This window comes from Pseudomonas sp. BF-RE-22 (genome assembly GCF_019956155.1).
Lineage (GTDB): Bacteria > Pseudomonadota > Gammaproteobacteria > Pseudomonadales > Pseudomonadaceae > Aquipseudomonas > Aquipseudomonas migulae.
In genome coordinates, this window is the sequence record NZ_JAHBDD010000055.1 from 90,947 (window position 1) to 109,819 (window position 18,873).

Consider the following 18,873-nt stretch of genomic DNA (forward strand, 5'->3'; position numbering starts at 1 on the left):
AACAAAGAATAAGATCTGCGACAAATCGTCGCTGCTTACAGGTTTTTCCTACGTGTAAAAGGCGATAAACCGACGTCCAAAACGGCTCGAAACCCCTACGCACTGGTGCTTATGGGTTTCGGGCTTTTTTCGGGTTGTCTTTATATCACCCGCCGGTCGGCTGCCAACTAACCGATTGGTCGGGTAACGCGCTGCCTTGTGTTCTTCTCTCGCACTGCCTGGAGCATCTGTGCCATGAGTTCTGCCTCTCTAATAAAGACCCCGCCCGAGAAGGTGACGGTCAACGGTTGGGTGTTCTACACCTCTACCGCGCTGATTCTGCTGTTGACCGCCATTCTGATCATCGCCCCGCAAGAGGCTGGCAGATTGCTCGGTATCGCCCAGGCGTGGCTGTCCCGCAGCTTTGGCTGGTACTACATGGTGGTGATCGCCGCTTACCTGGTATTCGTGGTCGGCCTGGCGTTTTCGTCCTACGGCAAGCTCAAACTGGGCAGCAAGGACGACACCCCGGATTTCAGCTACGGCGCCTGGGCGGGGATGCTGTTCTCCTCGGGTATCGGCATCTCGCTGTTGTACTTCGGTGCGTCCGAGCCGCTGGATCACTACTTCAATCCGCCGGAAGGCGTTTCGGCCAGCAACATGGCCGCGCGTCAGGCGGTACAGCTGACCTTCCTGCACTGGGGCCTGCATGGCTGGGCGATCTACGCCTTGGTCGGCCTGGCCGTGGCGTACTTTGCCTACCGTCATAACCAGCCGCTGGCGTTGCGTTCGGCGCTGTATCCGCTGGTCGGTGAGCGTTGGGTCAAAGGCGCGGCCGGTCACGCGGTGGACGGCTTCGGCATGTTCGTGACCCTGTTGGGTCTGGTGACGAACCTGGGGATTGGTTCGCTGCAAGTGTCGTCGGGCCTTGAAAACCTGTTCGGCATGGAACACAGCAACACCAACCTGCTGATCGTGATCATCGTGATGAGCACCGTGGCGACCATCGCTGCCGTGTCGGGTGTGGAAAACGGCATCCGTCGTCTGTCCAACCTGAATATCGTGCTGTTCAGCGGCCTGCTGATTTTCGTGCTGCTGTTTGGCCCGACCTTGCACCTGCTTAACGGCTTCGTGCAGAACGTCGGTGACTACCTGAACGGCGTGGTGCTGAAGACCTTCGACCTCTATGTGTACGAAGGCGACAGTGAGAAGTCCGACCGCTGGTTGGGCCTGTGGACTCTGTTCTACTGGGCCTGGTGGATTTCCTGGGCCCCATTCGTAGGCATGTTCATCGCGCGTATTTCCCGTGGTCGTACCGTGCGTGAACTGGTGGCCGGCGTGCTGCTGATTCCGCTGGGTTTCACCCTGGCGTGGCTGTCGATCTTCGGTAACTCGGCCCTGGACCTGGTGATGAACCACGGGGCGGTGGAACTCGGGAAGACGGCGCTGCAACAGCCGTCCATGGCTATCTACCAGTTGCTTGAGCATTACCCGGCGTCGAAAGTGGTGATCGGCGTGTCGATTTTCGTCGGTTTCGTGCTGTTCCTGACCCCGGCGGATTCCGGCGCGGTGATGATGGCCAACCTTTCGTGCAAGGGCGGCAACGTCGACGAAGATGCGCCGCACTGGCTGCGGATCTTCTGGTCCGTTGTGATCACCCTGGTGACCATCGGTCTGCTGTTCGCCGGTAACTTCGAAGCCATGCAAACCATGGTGGTGTTGGCCGGTTTGCCGTTCTCGGTGGTGCTGGTGTTCTTCATGTTCGGCTTGCACAAGGCCATGCGCCAGGACGTGCAGATCGAACAGGAGCAAGCGGAACTGGCGGCGCGCGGTCGTCGTGGTTTCAGCGAGCGTCTGACTCAGTTGGACCTGCAACCGAACCAGTCGATCGTTCAGCGCTTCATGGACAAGCAAGTCAGCCCTGCGCTGGAAGAGGCCGTGGTGCAATTGCGTGGTAAAGGCCTGGACGTGCAAACGTTGCTGGGCAAGTCCAAGCGTTGCATGGGCGTGCGCATCGAGATGGAAGAGGGCAACCCTTTTGTCTACGAAGTGAGCCTGGACGGCTATCTGGCAGCGGCGAGCGACACGGTGTCGGCTGAAAGTGCCGATGAACCTCGCGCCCGTTACTACCGCGCCGAGGTGTACCTGCACAATGGCAGCCAGGACTACGACCTGATGGGCTTCACTCAGGATCAGATCACTCGTGACGTGCTCGATCAGTTTGAAAGCCATCGGCAGCTCCTTGGCCGGGTTTATAGCTAATAAGTTGTAAGTGACGCGGTGTTTCAGTCTGAAGCACCGCGTCGTGTTCTTCGCGGGCAAGCCTCGCTCCTACAGGTTTACGCTGGCCTTGTAGGAGCGAGGCTTGCCCGCGAAGGGGCCCGATGGGGCAATACACATCTCCCTCGATATCCCACAAACAAAAACGCCGCGATCCTGTCGCGGCGTTTTTGTGTGTGTTGCCTTACCCCAGGTTCTTGCCGAGCAGTGCGTGATACAGCTCGCTGTCGCCGAGAATCCCGACCACTTTGTTGTTGTCGTGCAGCACCAGTTTGTTGCCGGTGTGATAACGAATCTGCAGCGCATCGCGCATGCCGATGTTGGAGTCCACCAGCGTTGGACGACGGCCCAGGCCTTCAACGGCTTGCCCCGGGATCCAGTTCTGCAGGTCCAGGCTCGCACCGTTCTGGCGTGCGCCTTTGATGGTGTTGCCTTCTGCCAGGTCCAGCCACGAATCGCCACCCGGATCCAGGCAGACCGAACCGTTGATGCGCTTGCAGTTGTCCAGGGTGCGCATCAGGCTGCGACCGCACAAAACGTTCAGCGGATTGGTGTGGGCGACAAAGGTCCGCACATAGTCGTCCGCCGGGTTGAGAACGATTTCTTCCGGCTTGCTGTACTGGACGATCCGACCGTCTTTCATGATCGCGATACGGCTGCCCAGCTTCAGTGCTTCATCGAGGTCGTGGCTCACGAAGACGATGGTTTTGTTCAGCTTGCTTTGCAGCTCCAGCAGTTCGTCCTGCAGGCCTTGGCGGATCAATGGGTCGAGGGCCGAGAACGGTTCGTCCATCAGCAGAATGTCGGCGTCCATCGCCAGCGCGCGGGCCAGGCCCACACGTTGTTGCATACCGCCGGAGAGCTCGTTGGGTTTCTTGTTGCGCCATTGGGTCAGGCCCACCAGCTCAAGTTTTTCATCGACCAGTCGTTTGCGTTCCTTCTCCGGCCGACCCTGCATTTCCAGACCGAAACTGATGTTCTCGCGCACCGTCAGCCATGGCATCAGGGCGAACTTCTGGAACACCATCGCAATGCGCTTGGTGCGCATCATTTTCAGTTCCGCCGGGGTGCAGGAAGCGATGTCGATCTGCTTGCCTTCATGCTCGACGAACAGCTTGCCGCGGCTCACGGTGTTGAGGCCGTTGATGCAACGCAGCAGGCTGGACTTGCCGGAGCCGGACAGGCCCATCAGCACGCAGATTTCGCCTTTCTCGATATCCAGGGTGGCCTTTTCGACGCCGACGATCTGCCCGGTCTTTTTCAGGATCTCGTTACGGGTCATGCCCTGGTCGAGAAGTTTCAAGGCTTCGCGCGGATCTTTGGTGAAGATCACGTCGACGTCTTCGAAGCGAATAATGCTCATGCGTCACCCCCTACTTTAGCGTCGGGTTGTTTGCAGATACGGTCGAGCATGATCGCCAGCAATACGATCGCCAGGCCTGCTTCGAAGCCCAGGGCGATATCAGCAGTGTTCAGTGCATTGACCACGGGTTTGCCCAGGCCGTCGGCGCCCACCAGTGCCGCAATCACCACCATCGACAACGACAGCATGATGCACTGGGTGATACCGGCCGCGATGCTTGGCATGGCGTGGGGCAATTCAATCCGTGAGAGCAGCTGACGTCGCGAGCAGCCAAAGGCTTTGCCTGCGTCCATCAATTCTTCCGGGACATCGCGAATACCCAGGTAAGTCAGGCGGATAGGCGCGGCAATCGCGAACACCACCGTGGAGATCAGACCCGGGACCACACCCAGACCGAAGAGGGTCAGGGTAGGAATGAGGTAAACGAAGGTCGGTACGGTCTGCATCAGATCGAGCACCGGACGCATCAGGGTGTAGAACATCGGTTTGTGCGCGGCGACGATGCCCAGCGGCACGCCGATGACCACGCAGACCAGGGTGGCGAACAACACCTGGGCTAGGGTTTCCATGGTTTCCTGCCAGTACCCCAGATTGAGGATCAGCAGGAAGGAAGCGATGACGAAAGCAGTCAGCCCCCATTTTCGTTGAATAAAGTGTGCCAGTAGCGCGATGAGGCCGATCAATGCCAGCGGGTTGAACCAGGTCAGCGCAAAAGTCACGCCGTGGATCATCGTTTCCAGTGACACGGCGATTGCGTCGAAGGTGTTGGCGCCGTGTTGCGTCAACCATTCAACGAAGCCCGCGATGTACTGGCCTAGAGGTATTTTCTGATCAATCAGCATGGTAGTGAACGTCCGCATGCAAGGAAATAAACAGCCCGGGCGGGCGAGCCCGCCCGGCGTAAGCGGTGCTTCTTAATTCAAGGCTGCGCGAGCTTGGCTTTAACGGCCTCCAGGCCTGGTTTACCGTCAATGGTGGTCACGCCAGCGAGCCAGGTATCGAGCACCTGTGGATTCTTCTTCAGCCAGGCCTTGGCGGCCGCGTCAGGCTTCATTTTGTCGTCCAGGACGTTGCCCATCAGCGTGCTTTCCATGTCGAGGGTGAACACCAGGTTTTTCAGCAACTGTCCAACGTTGCTGCATTCCTGGGCATAACCCTTGCGGGTATTGGTGAAGATGGTCGCCTGACCAAAGTTGGGGCCGAAGAACTCGTCGCCGCCAGTCAGGTACTTCATCTTGAATCGTGTGTTCATCGGGTGCGGTTCCCAACCCAGGAACACCACGGCGGTGTTGCGGCGCTGGGCGCGATCGACTTGCGAGAGCATGCCGGCTTCGCTGGATTCGACCACCTTGAAACCGGCGGCTTTCAAGCCGAAGGCGTCTTTGTCGATCATGCTCTGGATCAGACGGTTGCCGTCGTTACCCGGTTCGATGCCATAGATCTTGCCGTCGAGTTCTTTCTTGAACTTGGCGATGTCGGCGAAATCTTTCAGACCTTTGTTATACAACTCTTCCGGGACGGCGAGTGTGTATTTTGCGTTTTCGAGGTTGGCACGCAGGGTGTCCACGGTGCCGGCGTCGCGGTAGGCCTTGATGTCGTTTTCCATGGTCGGCATCCAGTTACCCAGGAATACGTCCATGTTCTTGCCGTCGGCCAGCGACTTGTAGGTCACCGGCACGGAAATCATTGTGGTTTTGGTTTTGTAGCCCAGGGCATCGAGCACGACGCTGGTGGTGGCGGTGGTGACAGTAATGTCAGTCCAGCCGACATCGGAGAAGTTTACGGTACTGCACTGAGCGGGTTCTGCGGCTTGAGCCAGTAACGGCAGACTCAGCATGGCGGCCAACAACAACGACGGGGAACCTTTCATGGATGGACTCCTTGGTGTTTTTTTTGGCAGTGTTCCGACTGTGGACCACCGCACTTATAGGTTGCGGTTGGATGGCGTTTTGGAGACAGCTCTACCACGGCGCCTTGCAATCGAGTCGATACGATCATGTACCAGTGAAAATCTGACGCCTACAGGGTGCGTCGTATCCAGTACAGGGATGGTCGCATCCAGTGTCGGTGACGTCGTTTACAGATTTTTTCAGCCCCGTTTGCCCACCTGAACCGCAAAAAAACGGCGAAAAAGCAGCGTAAAACGCACACGGCGCTGGTGGACAAGAGTGCGTCGGTACTGGACGTCGAGCGACACGGTAAAAGCCTGATGATGCAGCCATACCGGCGGATTGCAGCTTGAGCGTAGCAGCTCCGTCACCGGGCGCTTTTGCGCCTGGAGTTGGCATATCCAGGAGTTCGGCAGTAATGGCTATCAGCGTTTTCGACCTGTTCAAAATCGGCATCGGCCCTTCCAGTTCGCACACCGTGGGGCCGATGCGCGCCGCGGCGCTGTTCGTGCAAGGTTTGCGTGAGCAGGGGCTTTTGGAGCAAGTGCGGCGTGTCGAGGTCCAGCTTTATGGTTCGTTGTCGGCCACCGGCATTGGGCACGGCAGCGACAACGCGGTGATCATGGGCCTGATGGGCGAATGGCCGGACGCGATCGACCCGTCGCAAATCGGCATCCGCATTGAAACCCTGCGCGAAACCCACACCCTGTTGCTGGATGGCCGCTTGCCGGTGCCGTTCATCTGGGCGCGGGACATGCGCCTGATCGACGAAAACCTGCCGTTCCATCCGAACGCCATGACCCTGGTCGCCGAAGGCGATGACGGTGAGCTGCATCGCGACACCTACTATTCCGTCGGCGGTGGCTTTGTCGTCGATGAAGCACAAGCCTCCAGCGGTGTGGTGGATCTGGATCGCACGGTGTTGCCATACGATTTCTCCAGTGCCGCCGAACTGCTCAGCCTCTGCCAGAAGCACAATCTGCGCGTGGCCGAATTGATGATGGCCAACGAGAAGGTCTGGCGCAGCGAAGACGAAATCCGCGCCGGCCTGATGAAACTCTGGCGGGCCATGCAGGATTGCGTCGAGCAAGGCCTCAAGCACGAAGGCATCCTGCCGGGTGGCCTGAACGTGCGCCGTCGCGCGGCCAAATTGCACCGCAGCCTGCAGGAGCTGAACAAACCCAACGTCATCGGCTCGACCCTGAGCGCGATGGAATGGGTCAACCTGTTCGCCCTCGCGGTCAACGAAGAAAACGCGGCCGGCGGGCGCATGGTCACGGCGCCGACCAATGGCGCGGCGGGGATCATTCCGGCGGTGTTGCACTACTTCATGAAGTTCAGCGAGGTGGTGACGGACGCCAACGTGGTCGACTATTTCCTCGGTGCCGCGGCGGTGGGGATTCTGTGCAAGAAGAACGCCTCCATCTCCGGCGCGGAAGTCGGTTGCCAGGGCGAAGTCGGATCGGCTTGCGCGATGGCGGCGGCCGGGTTGGCGGAGATTCTTGGCGCTACGCCGGAGCAGTTGTGCAACGCGGCGGAAATCGGCCTGGAACACAACCTCGGCCTGACCTGCGACCCGGTCGGCGGGTTGGTGCAGGTGCCGTGCATCGAGCGCAACGCGATTGCCGCGGTGAAAGCGATCAACGCGGCGCAGATGGCGTTGCGTGGCGACGGCCAGCACTTTATTTCGCTGGACCGGGTGATCCGCACCATGCGAGATACCGGGGCAGATATGCATGACAAATATAAAGAGACATCGCGGGGCGGGTTGGCGGTTAGCGCGGTTGAGTGCTGAGACCGAGGCGATCCCATTCGCGAGCAAGCTTCACTCCTACAGGGAACGTGCGGTGCTCTTGTAGGAGCGAGGCTTGCCCGCGAAGGCGTCAGACCAGTCAAAACTGCGCGCTAAGTGAACACCGGATTGAAAACGCGCCACGTTTTGGCGCGTCGCTTACAGATAAGCGCATTGCAACACGTCAGGGATCCAAACCGGCCCTGACCGTCCGTCCCCTGTGCCTGCGGTGACACTCTTTCCGAAGTCGTCGCAGGCCTGTTCCCACAAGTGCTACCGATTTGCTCACACGCAACGCGGCAGAGCGCTTACCCCTGTGAATGCCACTTATAACCCCTACTCGTGACGCGGCTTATATAGACAGGCTGCGACGTCGTTTTCAGGAGTTATTGAACGCGTATTCAATTTTAGGCATGGCAATTGCTCTGTCATTACAAAGCCCGTCTCCCACGCGAGAACGATGGCAATAACAAGAGCCTCCGCCTGAGGCCATCACCTGCTTTGTGTGAGGAGATACCGCGATGACGACGTTCAACTCCGGGGCTCAACCCCAGAACCGTGCGCCTCAATCCATCGGCTTTCTGCTGCTGGACAATTTCACGCTTATTTCTCTGGCCTCCGCCGTAGAACCCCTGCGCATGGCCAACCAATTGTCCGGTCGCGAGCTGTATCGCTGGACCACGCTCACCGTCGATGGCGGTCAGGTCTGGGCCAGTGACGGTCTGCAGATCACCCCCGACGCCTCCATGCACAAAGCACCTTCCATGGACACCATCATTGTCTGCGGCGGTATCGGTATTCAGCGCACGGTAACTCGCGAACACGTCTCATGGCTGCAAAGCCAGGCGCGTCAATCCAAGCGTCTGGGTGCAGTCTGCACCGGCAGCTGGGCCCTGGCCTGCGCCGGCCTGCTGGACGGTTTCGACTGCAGCGTGCACTGGGAATGTCTGGCCTCGATGCAGGAAGCTTTCCCGCGTGTGGCGATGAGTACCCGCCTGTTCACCCTCGACCGTAACCGTTTCACCAGCTCCGGCGGCACCGCACCGCTGGACATGATGCTGCACCTGATCAGCCGCGATCACGGGCGTGAACTGTCCGCCGCGATTTCGGAGATGTTCGTCTACGAGCGCATCCGCAACGAACAGGATCACCAGCGCGTGCCGCTCAAGCACATGCTCGGCACCAACCAGCCGAAGTTGCAGGAAATCGTCGCGCTGATGGAGGCCAACCTCGAAGAGCCGATCGACCTCGACGAACTGGCGGTGTACGTCGCCGTGTCACGTCGGCAACTCGAGCGGTTGTTCCAGAAATACCTGCACTGCTCGCCGTCGCGTTACTACCTGAAACTGCGCCTGATCCGTGCCCGGCAGTTGCTCAAGCAAACGCCGATGTCGATCATCGAAGTGGCGTCGGTGTGCGGTTTCGTGTCCACGCCGCACTTCTCCAAGTGCTACCGCGAATACTTCGGCATTCCGCCGCGTGACGAACGCGTAGGCTCCAACACCACGCAACAGGTGGCGATGATGCCGCTGCCGCAAGCGTTGGTGCTGTCGCCGTTGTCCGGGCCGTTGTCGGCATTGAGTCAGGCGCGCAACGAGTCGACCTTCGCCAGCGTAAGGCTCTGATCAGAGCTGACGCCTGAAAAACACGACGCGCTCGGTTTCCTCGAAACCGAGCGCCTTGTGCGTCTCCTGGCTCGGCAGGTTATCGACGTCGGTGTCCGAGGCCATTTCCACGCAACCGCGTTCCCGTCCCCATTGCGCCACGTGTTCGATCAGTCGTGCGGCCACTCCATGGCGGCGCTGCTGCGGCACCACGTAGATACCTTCCAGGAACACCACCGGCGAGCTGTCGGTGCCATTGACGTAGTCGTGGCGCAATGAGGCTTCGGCCAGGCCGACGGGCTGTTCACCCGCGTCGTAGGCGACAAAGTTGATATAGCGTTGCGGCTGGCGCAGCTGTTCGGCGATTTCGTCCTGATGCTCCTGTTCCGAAGCATCAGGCCAGAGTGCCTGGCGCAAAGGCAGCCAGCCCGCTTGTTCGCCGGACTGGCAGTGTTGGATTCGGAACATCGGCGATCGCTTGTGGTGGTCAGGAAGCCACCACTCTAGCAAACCGCCGACGTGTCAGGCGCGGTGGCTTTGTTGGTATTCAGCCAATGCCGGCAGCAGCTGCTTGTCGATAGCCTGACGCACTGCCGGCAGGATGGTCGCACTGCTGGTGTACATCTGCTTGACCATGGTGCGCAGCACGGTCGCACGTTCGTTGTTCAATCCTCTCACCGCGCACTCGCAAGCCTGCTCGGCGGTGGAGCCGTTCGGTACTTGAAAGCCCAACGATTTCAGCTGGCCCAACAGGTCTTCCTGGTCAATCAAATCGGCGTGCATCATGACGCAATCCTTCTTCAGGGAACGGTGTCGTGGTTCGATTCTCGTAGGGGCCGTTGGCGTCGGCAAGGACGATTTGTCGCAATGGCCGCAATACCTATGAACAGGTCGTTTTCGGCTAACTCGCGAAGGATAGGAGTGGGCACACTGGATTCAGCTGGCTTCACGAAGGTTTGGTCACCCTCGCGCAACGGCTCCTCAACAGTACCCACCTCTGCCCCGATCCTGTCACGGCTTGATCGGGGTTTTTTTTTGCCTGTGCATCCGGGGAATAGGGGGTGTCTGTGCTGGCGCCTTCGCGGGCAAGCCTCGCTCCTACGGAAGCAGCGTTAACTCTGTAGGAGCGAGGCTTGCCCGCGAAAAACGATGACGCGGTCTAGCGTTGTAGCACGAGGATCCGCGACAACAACTCATCCCGATCGACATAGCACCCCTGGAAATGCCGGGCACCACTGGCGGGATCAAACGCATTGCGCGCATGCAGCGTGCGGCGGTTGTCGAAGCACCACAGCTCCCCGGGGTTGAGCCGTTGCATCAGCCTGAACCGCCCCTCGCGAGTCATCGCAATAAACCGTCGATAAGCGCGGTACAACCTGGGCATCTCTTCCTCCGACGCATCGAACGGCCCGCGCAAAAAGTTTGCCATACGAATTTCAGACACCTGCCCCAGCGCATCCAGAGCGATGACCGGCGCGAGGCAGCGATAGTCGCTGTGACGGTCCTTGTTGCGAAACTCCACGGGGATTTCGCACAGGGCCTTGAACGATTCGGGATCTTCCTCGCGCAGCGCTTGGGCGATGGCAAAACCGTCGACAAAAATACTCTCGCCACCGTCGGCGTCATTGACCAGGCAATGCAGAAATTGCAGCCCCGGTTGCAACTCGCGCGTCGGCAAGTCGCTGTGCAGCGGCAGGTTGAAAGCGGTGTAGGCGTTGCTGTCGGCATCGGCCTTGGATTGCACGTTGAACAGCACGCCGAAATTGCTCTCGCGGATGAAGGAAATCCGCTGGGCGATCAGCTTCAACGAGCCGGGTTCGGTGGGCACGCCGCGCACTTGCGTCAGGCCGATATCGCGCACCGCCAACAGCCATTGCAACAAGGCGTCGTTGTCGTCCATCAGCGCTTGATAATCGAACACCGGCAGCGACAAGTCGCTTTTCCACAGACGGGATTTTGGCTTTGCGGCGCGGCGTTCGGCACGGGATTCGTCGTCATAGGCGTGGGCCCGCAACCAGCCTGGATCGAAGCGGCTGAGGTGACCGTCCTGCCACTGAATGCAGAGGCAACCTTCAGGGTCGACGCTTGTCTCTGCGGGCATCAGGTCCTGCGCAACGTCGACGATTTCCAGCACCTGCTCACGGGTCACCGTGTAGACGCACTGCGGGCAAGGGCAGTTGTCACGCAACCACTGGTGATGGAAGGGGCTGACACGGTCATCGGCCCATTTCACGAGAACGCGATCCGCCAGGGCCTGCACGCCACTGAGCGCGCTGATCAACGGATAAGTACGGAAGTCAGCAAAAGCGGCGGCGGTGTTCATGGCGATCTCCTTGTTATTTTTTTGGGGGTAAAGCGATCACTCGGCCAATGTAGTCAGGGGTGGGCAGGTCGGTTTGTTGCGCAACGATGGCTTGCAGCTTGCCCAGCGTGTCTTCGCTGAACGGCGCGGAGCGGGGGCCTGCGAGGTCGACGTGCAGCAACATCTGCTCGTTGCCCGCCAGCTCTTTGTCGTCACCGACCAGGTGCAGGCTGTGATAGAGGTGCAGGCGTTTACTGTCGTGAGCGATGATCTGGGTGTGCACTTCTACGTCGGCGTCGAGCTTCACTTCATGCAGGTAATTGAGGTGCAGTTCGAGGGTGAACAGCGAATTGCCGCTGGCTTCGCGGTTGTTGCTGTCCATGCCCAGCCGGTCCATCAGCGCGTCGGTGGCGTAGCTGAAAATCAGCAGGTAAAACGCGTCGCGCAGGTGGCCGTTGTAGTCGACCCAGTCGGGGATGATTTTGGTTTGGTAGGTGGTCAGTGCGGGCATGTCGTCATATCCGAAAATGGGTGAAACCTGTAGGAGCGAGGCTTGCCCGCGAAGGCGGTATTCCTGCCACAAGAGATCCGTCGGAAGTACCGGCCTCTTCGCGGGTAAGCCTCGCTCCTACAAGTGGCGGCGGGGTTTAGTCGGCGAACGCCATCCCATGCTTCTCTTTGGTGGTCTTCACCGCCTCCAGCACCGCCAGCAGGCAGTCATCACGATAGCGCTCCAGCGCCGAAATGCTGTGTTTGCCCAACTGATCGCTGGTGCCGTCCACCACATCATCAATCAGCTTGTCGGTCAGCTCCGGCGCCGGCAGATACGTCCACGGCAACTGCAACGCCGGACCGAACTGTGCCATGAAATGGCGCATGCCAGCGTCGCCACCCGCGAGGGTGTAGGTCAAAAACGTGCCCATGAACGACCAGCGCAGACCCGCACCAAAGCGAATCGCATCGTCGATTTCACCGGTGGTCGCCACACCGTCGTTGACCAGGTGCAGGGCCTCACGCCACAGCGCTTCGAGCAAACGGTCGGCGATGAATCCCGGCACTTCCTTGCGCACGTGCAGCGGGCGCATGCCCAAGGATTCGTAGACTTTCATGGCCGCTTGTACTGCTTCCGGCGCAGTGTTCTTGCCGCCGACCACTTCCACCAATGGCAGCAGGTAAACCGGGTTGAACGGGTGACCGACGACGCAGCGTTCCGGGTGGGTCGAGCTCTCGTAGAACTCGCTCGGCAACAGGCCCGAGGTGCTGGAGCCGATCAGAGCATTTGGTTTGGCTGCGGCGCTGATTTTGCTGTGCAGTTCCAGCTTCAGCTCCAGGCGTTCAGGGGCGCTTTCCTGGATGAAATCGGCATCGCGAACACACTCTTCGATGGTTGCGACAAAGCGCAGGCGATCCTGCGACGCGCCGGGTGCCAGGCCTTGTTTCTCCAGTGCGCCCCAGGCATTGGCGACGCGTTTGCGCAGCGCGGCTTCAGCGCCGGGCGCCGGGTCCCAGGCCACAACATCAAGGCCGTGGGCGAGGGCGCGGGACACCCAGCCGCTGCCGATGACACCGCTGCCCAGGGCGGCGAAGGTTTTGATTTCGGTGATGAAGGTCATGGCAACTTCCTAAAAAATTCGGTGATCTTTGTAGGAGCGAAGCTTGCTCGCGAAGGCGGTGTCTCAGCCGCAGACAGTGTGGCGGATGTACCGGCCTCTTCGCGGGCAAGCCTCGCTCCTACAAGTGAGGTGTGGTTAACCGCGCTTGGTCAGGCCCATTTTTGCCCGGCCCTCAGCCGGTGTCAGAACCCGGGCGCCGAGGCGGCTGAGGATTTCCGAGGCGCGTTCGACCAGTTGGCCATTGGTCGCCAACACGCCCTTGTCCAGCCAGATGTTGTCTTCCAGGCCGACCCGCACGTTGCCGCCCAGCAGCACCGCTTGCGCCGCCATCGGCATCTGCATGCGCCCGATGCCGAACCCGGCCCACACGGCGTTTGCCGGCAGGTTGTCGACCATGGCTTTCATGGTGGTGGTGTCAGCCGGTGCGCCCCACGGGATGCCCAGGCACAGCTGGAACAGCGGGTCGTCGAGCAGGCCTTCCTTGATCATCTGTTTGGCGAACCACAGGTGACCGGTGTCGAAAATTTCCAGCTCGGCTTTCACGCCCAGCTCTTGAATGCGTTTGGCGCCTGCACGCAGCTGCGCCGGGGTGGAGACGTAAATGGTGTCGCCGTCGCCGAAGTTCAGGGTGCCGCAATCGAGGGTGCAGATTTCCGGCAGCAGTTCTTCGACGTGGGCCAGACGGGTCAGCGGGCCGACCAGATCGGTGTTCGGGCCGAACTCCATCGGGTTCTCGCCCGCACCGATTTCCAGGTCGCCGCCCATGCCGGCAGTGAGGTTGACGATGATGTCGACGTCAGCTTCGCGGATGCGCTCCATGACTTCGCGGTACAGCGCCACGTCACGGCTGAATTTGCCGGTTTGCGGGTTGCGAACATGGCAGTGGACCACGGTGGCGCCGGCCTTGGCGGCTTCCACGGCGGCAGCGGCGATTTGTTTCGGGGTGACCGGCACGTGTGGGCTTTTGCTGGTCGTGTCGCCAGCACCGGTAAGTGCGCAGGTGATGATGACGTCGTGGTTCATGAGGTGGTTCCTTGCAGGCGTGGTGGTCCCGTTCGCAGCCCGGTCGGGCTGCGAATCGGTGGTTCGGTTTGGGTCTGTTTGCTGAAGAGTTATTTGCTGGTCAGTTGCAGGTTTTCAGCCGCTGGTTTGCCATCGAAGGTGGTCACACCTTCCAGCCAGCGCTGCTTGTCTTGCGGGTGATCTTTGAGCCATTGCTTGGCCGATTCGAAGGCGTCCTTGTGATCCAGCAGCGGCTGCATCATCCGGCTCTCGTCTTCGGCGGTGTAGGTCAGGTTGCTCAGCAAGCGGCCGATGTTCGGGCATTGCTCGGCGTAGGTCGGCGAAGTGACGGTCCAGACAGTCGCCATGCCTTCGTTCGGGCCCAGAGCGTCGTCGCTGCCGGTGAGGTAGGTCATCTTCACGTTGACGTTCATCGGGTGCGGCGCCCAGCCGAAGAACACGATGGCTTCGTTGCGTTTGGTCGCCCGGGTCACCGCCGACAGCATTCCGGCTTCGCTGGACTCGACCAGCTGGAATTTGCCGAGACCGAACTGGTTCTTGGCGATCATCTCTTTGATCTGCGTGTTGGCGCCCGAGCCTGGCTCGATGCCGTAGATCTTGCCGCCCAGCTCTTTCTCGAATTTGGCGATGTCGGCGAAGGTTTTCAGGCCCTTGTCGGCGAGGTAAGTCGGAACCGCGAGGGTGGCGCGGGCGTCTTTCAGGCTGGGCGCCTCAAGCACTTTGACCTGCTTGCCATCGACGAACGGCGTGATGGTTTGAGTCATCAGCGGGTTCCAGTAGCCCAGGAACAGGTCCAGGCGCTGGTCGCGGATCCCGGCGAAAATGATTTGCTGGGAGGCGCTGGTTTGTTTGGTGTTGTAGCCGAGGCCGTCGAGCAAGACCTGTGTCATGGCGCTGGTGGCGATTACATCGGTCCAGTTCACGACGCCCATGCGCACGTTCTGGCACGATGCAGGTTCGGCGGCCATGACGCTGGCGCTCAGGAAAGCGGTACCGCTGAGTGCAAGAACACAGCTGCTGATCAGTCGTTTCATCTCAGGTTTCCTCGGCAGTTCGTTATTGTGGATTCCGGTGTCTGTGCGCCGGTGATGCCAAGTTACGCAGCTAAGCACCCATGAAAACGCACTGCGGCGACCAGCTCTTGCACTGCAGCGACCTGTCCACTTGAATGCCGCTCGCAAGTGGCGTATCAACAGCACACGCTACCCGCGAATCGAGTGCGCTCCATGTCCCAGGATTTCTACTTCATGTTGATGCCGGGTTTCTCGGCCATCGGTTTCATCTCGGCCATCGAGCCGTTGCGGGTCGCCAATCGATTTCGCGGCGAGCTGTATCGCTGGCACGTGCTGAGTGCGGATGGCGGGGCAGTGCTGGCCAGTAACGGCATGTCGGTCAACGCCGATGCAGCACTGGAACCGCTGAAGAAAGGCGCGACCTTATTGGTGGTTGCCGGTTTTGAACCGCTGAAATTCGCCACGCCAGCTCTGGAGCACTGGCTGCGCCGGCTGGACAACGAAGGCGTGACACTCGGCGCCATCGACACCGGCAGCTTCGTTCTCGCCGAGGCCGGCTTACTTGATGGGCATCGCCTGACACTGCATTGGGAAGCCATCGACGCGTTCAAGGAATCTTATCCACAGCTCAGCGTCACTCAGGAGCTGTTCGAGATCGACCGCCGGCGCATCACCTCGGCTGGCGGCACCGCCTCCATCGACCTGATGCTCGACCTCATCGCCCAGGCCCACGGTCCGGAACTGGCGATCCAGGTCAGCGAACAATTCGTGCTCGGACGCATCCGCCCGCGCAAAGACCACCAGCGCATGGAAGTCGCCACGCGCTATGGCATCAGCAACAAGAAGCTCGTTCACGTGATCGGCGAGATGGAACAACACAGCGAACCGCCGCTGACCACGCTGGAGCTGGCGGAGTCGATCAAGGTGACACGGCGGCAGTTGGAGCGGTTGTTTCGGTTGCACCTGAACGACACACCGAGCAATTTCTACCTGCGGCTAAGGCTGGAGAAGGCGCGGCAGTTGCTGCGGCAGACCGATATGAGTGTGCTGGAAGTGAGCATTGCGTGCGGGTTTGAATCGCCGTCGTACTTCACCCGCAGTTATCGGGCGAAGTTTGAGCGGTGTCCGCGGGAAGACCGGCGACAAACCCAAAAGGCCTGAAACTACCAACGGAAAAAACCGAATCCTGTAGGAGCGAGGCTTGCCCGCGAAGAGGCCGCCTCAATCGAAATCACCGTCGTTTGACACTCCGCCTTCGCGGGCAAGCCTCGCTCCTACAGGTCGTGTCGCGTTTACTTTTTCATCAGTGCCGAACAGGCGGCTTTGTAAGCCTCATGCTGATACTTGTTCAGCGTCCCCGGCAGTTCGAAATCAAACTTCTTGTTCTGCGCATTGATCGTCTGCGGCGACAGCAACGTCACCTCGCAACTCTCCAGCAACTGAAAAACGCCTTCGATCTTGAACGTGGTCGGCCCACCGGCGAATTCGCCTTTCTTGCTGCGCTTCTTGATCGCGATCCGGTCTATGGAATTCTCGCGTACAAACGATGCGACCTGAGCGGCAAAGACTTTGACGTTGGCGGCTTCGTCGTCATCGTCAAGGGCGATTTTCTTGGTGTTCAGCGCGACGTGGCTCAGTACCTGATCGTCGAGGGAGGCCACGGCGATGATCGCTTCGCTGCCTTTGATTTCGATGCCGCAGATTTTCATTTGAATCCCTCTACCAAATTATGGTGTGCAGCTTACCGCTCGCGTTGGCAGGGTGTAGAAACAATAAGCTCAGCTCTTAATCACTCCTGCCCAATCGACTCCAAAAACTCCGACCGCTCATCACTCATCCGCGCCACGCAATCGTTCTGCGCAATGGTGAATGCCTTGCTGCCGCTGGTCGCCGGAAACGCTTCAACTGTGCAATCCGCATCCCGGGTTTTCAGCCATTGCTGCTGGGCGGTTTTGAGTTTTGCGGTGATGTCGGCCAGTTGTGTCGGGTTTTTGCCGTAGAGCGTTTGCATGCGTTCGGTCAGGCTCTGGTAGTTGTCTTTGAGCAGGTCTTCGGCGGTGGTTCGGCTGTAGACCGAGCATTCCAGGGTCTGGACTTCGTTTTCGACCGCATCGCAGGGGTTGATGTCGGACTCTTCAGCCGCCTGTACGCCGGTCGCTATCAGTGCCATTGCCAGTAAGATCGATTTCATTGCGCCTCAGCCCCTTTTTTGGCCCAAATTCCGTAATGCGGCGAATTCTGGCCCATGCGCAAGTCCTTGAACAGGTGGCCCGCGACGTTCAACGACGACCCTTTGTCGCAGATTGACGCTTTCGGCAAACCCCCTGTCGTTTTTGCACCCGGCTGCACCGGTACTCAGGCATATGCTGGCCCCAAAGCGCCGGCAGACGATTCGGCGCATGAATCGCTAATAGGGGACAGCCTGATGAGCCCAGCCGAATTGCACGCCGACAGCATCGTTATCGACGGGCTGATTATTGCCAAGTGGAACCGCGAGCTGTTTGAAGACATGCGCAAGGGCGGTCTGACCGCGGCCAACTGCACCGTGTCGGTGTGGGAGGGCTTTCAGGCCACCGTCAACAACATCGCCGCCAGCCAGAAGCTGATCCGCGAAAACAGCGACCTGGTGATTCCGGTTCGCACCACCGCCGACATCCGTAAAGCCAAAGAGCAGGGCAAGACCGGCATCCTGTTCGGTTTCCAGAATGCTCACGCCTTCGAAGACCAGATCGGCTATGTCGAGGTGTTCAAGCAGCTCGGCGTCGGTATCGTGCAGATGTGCTACAACACCCAGAACCTGGTCGGCACCGGTTGCTACGAGCGTGATGGCGGTCTGTCGGGCTTCGGTCGCGAAATCGTTGCCGAGATGAACCGCGTCGGGGTCATGTGCGACCTGTCCCACGTCGGTTCCAAGACTTCCGAAGAAGTCATCCTCGAATCGAAGAAACCGGTCTGCTACTCCCATTGCCTGCCGTCGGGTCTGAAAATTCACCCGCGCAACAAATCCGATGAAGAACTGAAGTTCATCGCCGACCACGGCGGTTTCGTCGGCGTGACCATGTTCGCGCCGTTCCTCGCCAAGGGCATCGATTCGACCATCGACGACTACGCCGAAGCCATCGAATACACCATGAACATCGTCGGCGAAGACGCCATCGGCATCGGCACCGACTTCACCCAGGGCCATGGCCAGGACTTCTTCGAATACCTGACCCATGACAAGGGCTACGCCCGCCGTCTGACCAGCTTCGGCAAGATCATCAACCCGCTGGGCATCCGCACCGTCGGCGAGTTCCCGAACCTGACCGAAACCCTGCTCAAGCGCGGCCATTCCGAGCGCGTGGTCCGCAAGATCATGGGCGAGAACTGGGTCAACGTCTTGAAAGATGTCTGGGGCGAATAAGCCGCCGCACCTCTGAATTCTTTCCCCCGGCCATCCGTGCCGGGGGCAACACAAAAATTTTTCTGGAGTTAAGTTTCCATGGCCAAGATCGCCCCGCAATTGCCTATCGAAGTCGACAGCGAAACCGGTGTCTGGACCTCCGACGCCCTGCCGATGCTGTACGTGCCGCGTCATTTCTTCGTCAACAACCACATGGGCATCGAGGAAGTGCTGGGCGCCGACGCCTACGCCGAAATTCTCTACAAGGCCGGCTACAAGTCCGCCTGGCACTGGTGTGAAAAAGAAGCTGAATGCCACGGCCTGGAAGGCGTCGCGGTGTTCGAGCACTACATGAAGCGCCTGTCGCAACGCGGCTGGGGCCTGTTCAAGATCCAGGACATCGACCTCGACAAAGGCACCGCCAGCGTCAAGCTTGAACACTCCGCTTTCGTCTACGTGTACGGCAAGGTCGGGCGCAAGGTCGACTACATGTTCACTGGCTGGTTTGCCGGTGCCATGGACCAGATTCTGCAAGCCCGCGGCAGCAAGATTCGCACCGTTGCCGAACAAGTCTACGGTGGCTCCGAAGAAGGCCACGACGACGGTTTGTTCACCGTCAAGCCGTTGTAAGTC

Annotated in this window: 18 protein-coding genes; 6 read left to right on the forward strand and 12 right to left on the reverse strand. The window is 59.7% G+C overall.

All coding sequences use genetic code 11. The annotated features are described in order from the left end of the window. Positions 1-291 precede the first annotated feature (291 nt). Positions 292-2,241, forward strand: coding sequence for a BCCT family transporter (locus tag KGA82_RS23050; protein ID WP_223452651.1), 1,950 nt, complete (start codon positions 292-294; stop codon positions 2,239-2,241). A gap of 202 nt (positions 2,242-2,443) precedes the next feature. Here KGA82_RS23050 and choV read toward each other — a convergent pair whose 3' ends face one another. The 3 genes from choV to KGA82_RS23065 form a co-directional block, all read right to left on the reverse strand. Then, positions 2,444-3,622: a choline ABC transporter ATP-binding protein gene (gene choV / locus KGA82_RS23055; protein WP_223452605.1), complete on the reverse strand. Its 1,179-nt coding sequence runs from the start codon at positions 3,620-3,622 to the stop codon at positions 2,444-2,446. Then, the gene (choW, locus tag KGA82_RS23060) at positions 3,619-4,464 is read right to left on the reverse strand and encodes a choline ABC transporter permease subunit (RefSeq protein ID WP_008033268.1); all 846 of its coding nucleotides are present in this window, start codon (positions 4,462-4,464) and stop codon (positions 3,619-3,621) included. The genes choV and choW overlap by 4 nt, the downstream gene beginning before the upstream one ends. 77 nt (positions 4,465-4,541) lie before the next feature. Beyond that, entirely contained in the window at positions 4,542-5,492 is a 951-nt protein-coding gene (locus KGA82_RS23065) for a choline ABC transporter substrate-binding protein (RefSeq protein WP_008044795.1), read from the reverse strand. 437 nt (positions 5,493-5,929) lie between these two features. Between KGA82_RS23065 and KGA82_RS23070 the strand changes: the two genes are divergently transcribed. Then, on the forward strand, positions 5,930-7,306 hold the full coding sequence (locus tag KGA82_RS23070) for an L-serine ammonia-lyase (RefSeq protein WP_192416756.1): 1,377 nt from the start codon (positions 5,930-5,932) through the stop codon (positions 7,304-7,306). A gap of 518 nt (positions 7,307-7,824) precedes the next feature. Beyond that, positions 7,825-8,928, forward strand: coding sequence for a GlxA family transcriptional regulator (locus KGA82_RS23075; RefSeq protein ID WP_008033265.1), 1,104 nt, complete (start codon positions 7,825-7,827; stop codon positions 8,926-8,928). On the opposite strand, the gene aac(6') is transcribed toward KGA82_RS23075, so the two are convergent. The 7 genes from aac(6') to KGA82_RS23110 all read right to left on the reverse strand — a co-directional run bounded on the left by aac(6') (position 8,929) and on the right by KGA82_RS23110 (position 14,879). Continuing rightward, entirely contained in the window at positions 8,929-9,375 is a 447-nt protein-coding gene (aac(6'), locus tag KGA82_RS23080) for an aminoglycoside 6'-N-acetyltransferase (protein ID WP_223452606.1), read from the reverse strand. Between the two features lie 54 nt (positions 9,376-9,429). Then, positions 9,430-9,693 (reverse strand): hypothetical protein, encoded by a 264-nt coding sequence (locus KGA82_RS23085; protein WP_008033263.1) that lies wholly within the window; start codon positions 9,691-9,693, stop codon positions 9,430-9,432. A 373-nt stretch (positions 9,694-10,066) separates the two neighbouring features. Beyond that, positions 10,067-11,230, reverse strand: a complete 1,164-nt coding sequence (locus KGA82_RS23090; protein ID WP_223452607.1) for a gamma-butyrobetaine dioxygenase — start codon at positions 11,228-11,230, stop codon at positions 10,067-10,069. A gap of 13 nt (positions 11,231-11,243) precedes the next feature. Further along, complete coding sequence (locus KGA82_RS23095) at positions 11,244-11,720, reverse strand: thioesterase family protein (protein WP_207284845.1); 477 nt, start codon at positions 11,718-11,720, stop codon at positions 11,244-11,246. A gap of 136 nt (positions 11,721-11,856) precedes the next feature. After that, positions 11,857-12,822, reverse strand: coding sequence for an L-carnitine dehydrogenase (locus KGA82_RS23100; RefSeq protein WP_008044808.1), 966 nt, complete (start codon positions 12,820-12,822; stop codon positions 11,857-11,859). A 135-nt stretch (positions 12,823-12,957) separates the two neighbouring features. After that, positions 12,958-13,845, reverse strand: coding sequence for a 3-keto-5-aminohexanoate cleavage protein (locus tag KGA82_RS23105; protein ID WP_008033258.1), 888 nt, complete (start codon positions 13,843-13,845; stop codon positions 12,958-12,960). An 89-nt stretch (positions 13,846-13,934) separates the two neighbouring features. After that, positions 13,935-14,879: a choline ABC transporter substrate-binding protein gene (locus tag KGA82_RS23110; protein ID WP_008033257.1), complete on the reverse strand. Its 945-nt coding sequence runs from the start codon at positions 14,877-14,879 to the stop codon at positions 13,935-13,937. Between the two features lie 192 nt (positions 14,880-15,071). Between KGA82_RS23110 and KGA82_RS23115 the strand changes: the two genes are divergently transcribed. Continuing rightward, the gene (locus KGA82_RS23115; RefSeq protein ID WP_008033255.1) at positions 15,072-16,019 is read left to right on the forward strand and encodes a GlxA family transcriptional regulator; all 948 of its coding nucleotides are present in this window, start codon (positions 15,072-15,074) and stop codon (positions 16,017-16,019) included. A gap of 131 nt (positions 16,020-16,150) precedes the next feature. Here KGA82_RS23115 and KGA82_RS23120 read toward each other — a convergent pair whose 3' ends face one another. Together KGA82_RS23120 and KGA82_RS23125 are read right to left on the reverse strand one after the other, a co-directional pair. Then, on the reverse strand, positions 16,151-16,567 hold the full coding sequence (locus KGA82_RS23120) for a DUF3010 family protein (RefSeq protein WP_214379365.1): 417 nt from the start codon (positions 16,565-16,567) through the stop codon (positions 16,151-16,153). An 80-nt stretch (positions 16,568-16,647) separates the two neighbouring features. After that, complete coding sequence (locus KGA82_RS23125) at positions 16,648-17,049, reverse strand: lysozyme inhibitor LprI family protein (protein WP_192227587.1); 402 nt, start codon at positions 17,047-17,049, stop codon at positions 16,648-16,650. A gap of 234 nt (positions 17,050-17,283) precedes the next feature. Here KGA82_RS23125 and KGA82_RS23130 point away from each other — a divergent pair, with 234 nt between their 5' ends. Continuing rightward, entirely contained in the window at positions 17,284-18,261 is a 978-nt protein-coding gene (locus KGA82_RS23130; protein WP_008033250.1) for a dipeptidase, read from the forward strand. 78 nt (positions 18,262-18,339) lie between these two features. Beyond that, entirely contained in the window at positions 18,340-18,870 is a 531-nt protein-coding gene (locus tag KGA82_RS23135; protein WP_008033249.1) for a DUF5943 domain-containing protein, read from the forward strand. The last annotated feature ends 3 nt before the right edge of the window (positions 18,871-18,873 follow it).

Excerpts from the sequence above, each read along its gene's own strand:
- choV (WP_223452605.1), bottom strand. The coding sequence starts at position 3,622 with ATGAGCATTATTCGCTTCGAAGACGTCGACGTGATCTTCACCAAAGAT.
- choW (WP_008033268.1), bottom strand. The coding sequence starts at position 4,464 with ATGCTGATTGATCAGAAAATACCTCTAGGCCAGTACATCGCGGGCTTC.
- KGA82_RS23065 (WP_008044795.1), bottom strand. The coding sequence starts at position 5,492 with ATGAAAGGTTCCCCGTCGTTGTTGTTGGCCGCCATGCTGAGTCTGCCG.
- KGA82_RS23070 (WP_192416756.1), top strand. The coding sequence starts at position 5,930 with ATGGCTATCAGCGTTTTCGACCTGTTCAAAATCGGCATCGGCCCTTCC.
- KGA82_RS23075 (WP_008033265.1), top strand. The coding sequence starts at position 7,825 with ATGACGACGTTCAACTCCGGGGCTCAACCCCAGAACCGTGCGCCTCAA.
- KGA82_RS23085 (WP_008033263.1), bottom strand. The coding sequence starts at position 9,693 with ATGATGCACGCCGATTTGATTGACCAGGAAGACCTGTTGGGCCAGCTG.
- KGA82_RS23090 (WP_223452607.1), bottom strand. The coding sequence starts at position 11,230 with ATGAACACCGCCGCCGCTTTTGCTGACTTCCGTACTTATCCGTTGATC.
- KGA82_RS23095 (WP_207284845.1), bottom strand. The coding sequence starts at position 11,720 with ATGCCCGCACTGACCACCTACCAAACCAAAATCATCCCCGACTGGGTC.
- KGA82_RS23100 (WP_008044808.1), bottom strand. The coding sequence starts at position 12,822 with ATGACCTTCATCACCGAAATCAAAACCTTCGCCGCCCTGGGCAGCGGT.
- KGA82_RS23105 (WP_008033258.1), bottom strand. The coding sequence starts at position 13,845 with ATGAACCACGACGTCATCATCACCTGCGCACTTACCGGTGCTGGCGAC.
- KGA82_RS23110 (WP_008033257.1), bottom strand. The coding sequence starts at position 14,879 with ATGAAACGACTGATCAGCAGCTGTGTTCTTGCACTCAGCGGTACCGCT.
- KGA82_RS23115 (WP_008033255.1), top strand. The coding sequence starts at position 15,072 with ATGTCCCAGGATTTCTACTTCATGTTGATGCCGGGTTTCTCGGCCATC.
- KGA82_RS23120 (WP_214379365.1), bottom strand. The coding sequence starts at position 16,567 with ATGAAAATCTGCGGCATCGAAATCAAAGGCAGCGAAGCGATCATCGCC.
- KGA82_RS23125 (WP_192227587.1), bottom strand. The coding sequence starts at position 17,049 with ATGAAATCGATCTTACTGGCAATGGCACTGATAGCGACCGGCGTACAG.
- KGA82_RS23130 (WP_008033250.1), top strand. The coding sequence starts at position 17,284 with ATGAGCCCAGCCGAATTGCACGCCGACAGCATCGTTATCGACGGGCTG.
- KGA82_RS23135 (WP_008033249.1), top strand. The coding sequence starts at position 18,340 with ATGGCCAAGATCGCCCCGCAATTGCCTATCGAAGTCGACAGCGAAACC.